The sequence below is a fragment of the Syntrophorhabdus sp. genome, assembly GCA_012719415.1.
Lineage (GTDB): Bacteria > Desulfobacterota > Syntrophorhabdia > Syntrophorhabdales > Syntrophorhabdaceae > Delta-02.
Genome location: JAAYAK010000279.1, coordinates 1 through 3,010 on the forward strand (window position 1 = coordinate 1; position 3,010 = coordinate 3,010).

4 protein-coding genes are annotated in these 3,010 nt (G+C 55.5%); all 4 read left to right on the plus strand.

All coding sequences use genetic code 11. The features are described 5' to 3' along the window. The coding region (locus GXX82_16350) for a hypothetical protein (GenBank protein ID NLT24615.1) at positions 1 to 555 on the plus strand (555 nt) is incomplete at its 5' end. After that, positions 548 to 793, plus strand: coding sequence for a CopG family transcriptional regulator (locus tag GXX82_16355; protein NLT24616.1), 246 nt, complete (start codon positions 548 to 550; stop codon positions 791 to 793). The genes GXX82_16350 and GXX82_16355, both read left to right, overlap by 8 nt. Next, positions 790 to 1,419: an ankyrin repeat domain-containing protein gene (locus GXX82_16360; GenBank protein ID NLT24617.1), complete on the plus strand. Its 630-nt coding sequence runs from the start codon at positions 790 to 792 to the stop codon at positions 1,417 to 1,419. Before GXX82_16355 ends, GXX82_16360 begins: the two co-directional genes overlap by 4 nt. A gap of 1,255 nt (positions 1,420 to 2,674) precedes the next feature. Then, a complete protein-coding gene (locus tag GXX82_16365) occupies positions 2,675 to 2,992 on the plus strand; it encodes a type II toxin-antitoxin system MqsR family toxin (protein ID NLT24618.1) in 318 nt (105 codons plus the stop codon). Positions 2,993 to 3,010: the final 18 nt, after the last annotated feature.

Below are 3,010 nucleotides of genomic sequence, written 5' to 3' on the forward strand. Positions count from 1 at the left end.
CGCATCCTCGAGCTCGACCTGCAACGGTCGTCCTCCCTGTGGGCCGGCTACCGGACCGAGAGGGGCATCACCCCCGAGATCCCCGTGTCCACCGTGAGCTCTGTCAAACAGATCCCCGAGGTGACCGCTCCATATCGGGACAACCCCAGGGCCCTCCTCCTCGTTGACTGCGGGGGCATCGACAGCGACTTCAACAGGTCGGCGATGTCCATATCAGACCTGGTGATCATCCCGACACGCCCCTCCCAGGTGGAGGTATACGCACTGACCAGAGCGCTGTCCGTGATCAAGGCGCTGGGGAAGACGGGGTACGTGCTTAACAACGGCTCCTTCCCGGCGAGCATCTCCAAGCTCACGGACCTCGCCGAGTACGTCAGCGACATGGACGGTTATAAACTGTTAAATACCGTCGTGCGGCTCCGGGCGGATTTCCAGGATGCCTACGGGGCCGGGATGTCTGTAATCGAGTACAACAGGAATTCCAAAGCGGCGGAGGAGATAGCCGCGCTCGCTAAAGAGATACAGAGACTACTCAAGGGGGTGAAACGTGGGTAGATTCAAAGCCCCGAGTGTGGGGAACGGTGTCGATGAGCATGCCGTTGAGAGTCAGGGCGTGCACATGAAGAACCCGGGTGGGCGTCCGAAGAAGAGTCCTGAGGAAAGGCTGGTTAAGGTAACCATCTATATGACGCCCGAAGAGAAGGCACGTCTCGATGCTAGGGCGAGGAAGCTTGGGGTGTCCGTCTCGGCACTCATCAAGATGAAGATAGCGGAGGAGGGAGAGCGGTCATGAACATCCTTTCAGCCGCCCACCAAGGGGACATCGACACTGTCCGTCAGCTGCTTTCCGCCGGCGCGGACGTGAACGCACGGGATGAAGATGGGCTCACGCCGCTCCACCTTGCAGCACTGTGCAATCACCTGGACATCGTCCGTCTCCTCCTCTCCCATGGCGCGGACGTGAACGCCAGGGATAACAACGGGATGACCCCCCTCCACAGCGGTTGCCTCCATGGCGATCCCGCTCTCCTCCGTCTCCTGGTTGAGAACGGCGCCGACCCGGACGCAAAGGACAGGGACGGCATCACGCCCCTGCGCCTGATGATCATGGTGGTGAAGGACAACGAGCAGCGAGAAGAATTGTATGAGTTGCTTCAAGAACACGCTGGTGGATATAGAATGGGGGACATAGACATATGGGACTGGATACAGGACAAGGACCTGGCAGAGAAAATCTTTGCCGGAGCCGTGAAAAAAGCGATCGCCGAGACCCATGCTGCAGGGCTACCAAGCTGCCACGCCAGTGACATAGAGGGTCACAAGCTGTGTTTTCTCTTCCCCGACGGACATCGGGAGTATTTCGACAGTATCGAGGAGGGGGAGGCGATCCTGGAGAAACACGGCCTGAAGAAGCGCTAAGCGGTTCCTTCCGGTGTCGTTCGTGGGGGTCTCAGGGCGACGCAAAATATCTCTTATAGTAACTATCATGTAGCAAGAAACGCCCTTCAAAACCCGAACGTAGCAACGCATCCTATCTACGATATTGCCAATAATCTCGCATGGATAGATCAACACGATGACTCAACACCCGAATTCGTTGTGGCTACGATAATACCCGGAATACCCGGAAATAAGGCGACATGTGGCAATATTGCGTGCCGTTTTGCGGTAACGTTCCTTAGTAATATCCACAACATGGCTGCAAAACGCCCTTCAAAACCCGAACGAATGTTAGGAAATAGTGCTTCGGAAGCTTTATTCACTTTAATCCCCGCCCGGCTGCTGTTGCGGGGAACATTCCCTTCCCTGGCATTCGTTCTACACAGCTTTTGTTAGGACCTGGTGTCGTGATTGCTGCACAGTATTACCGAGCCCATTACTGCAGACACAACTGCAGGACGTGGCTTGATATCTCAGCTACCCCGGTGGATACAAGGCAAACAGAAAAAACGGATTTTACCGTTTCGCTCAGGGTCATCCCGTGGACAGCCCCTGACCATGGCAACCACTTTGTTCACAGACGGCCACGAATTTCACGGGCAACGATGATCATCACGGGAGGCCCCCTCCCCGGGGCCGCACCATTCGGAAGCAATAGGGAATCGCGGCTGCTGCTGACGTACCTCTCGCTAGGCGTCATGGAATACACGCTGTACGATACGAACATGCCAGCCGCCTCTCTGCCTGTTCACATATTTCTTCGAGCCGTTCCAAGGTCGTCGTGGCTTGGCTGTTGCCTTCCCTTCGCCTACCACTGACCATGGCAGAGTTATTTTCTAGGTTCTCCCTGCGCCCAGACGAGTCATACTTCTCATGCGACCTCAAATTGCTCCTTGACCACCACCAAAGAAATGGCGGAAGTGCACGGGAATCGAACCCCTGCGTCGTGATTATATACCCTGTGATATTCAGGTATTACAAGACGATAAATCGAGTTTCGCCACTATTTCGCCACCAGAGGGGGATAGCGATAACACCCTTCCTTTGTTCCCTTGTCAACTTCTTCTCACGAAAGAGATCCGGACCGGGTGAACGAGGTGCTCAACCATGCCGGGAGGATGGCAACCTCGCACCGTCGGCCCCGATCATCAAAAAGCTTGACCTTCCGCCGGCCGCTTTCATGGTGGAGGCGACCAGGACTTGACGGTTACACCATTATGGTGTATCATATCGCATGAACCGGAAACGAAAACCGACCTACGACCTGGAGGCGTTCAAGGCCGCGTTTTCAGATCCGGGAAGGCTGGCAATCACCGGCACCGCATTGAAAAGCGCCGCCGCTCTGGGATTTGGAAGACCGGAGATCGTTGAGACGATCCAAACGATGCGGCGGGAACATTTCTACAAATCGATGCCGGCTTACAGTAACAGTCGACTCTGGCAGGATGTGTACCATGTCCCCTCTGCGGTTGGCCTGCTCTACGTGAAATTCACCGCCGACACCGTTACGGAATCCCTGCTGCTGTCATTTAAGGAGAAGAACAATGAATAAGGACCAGTTCCTTTGTCC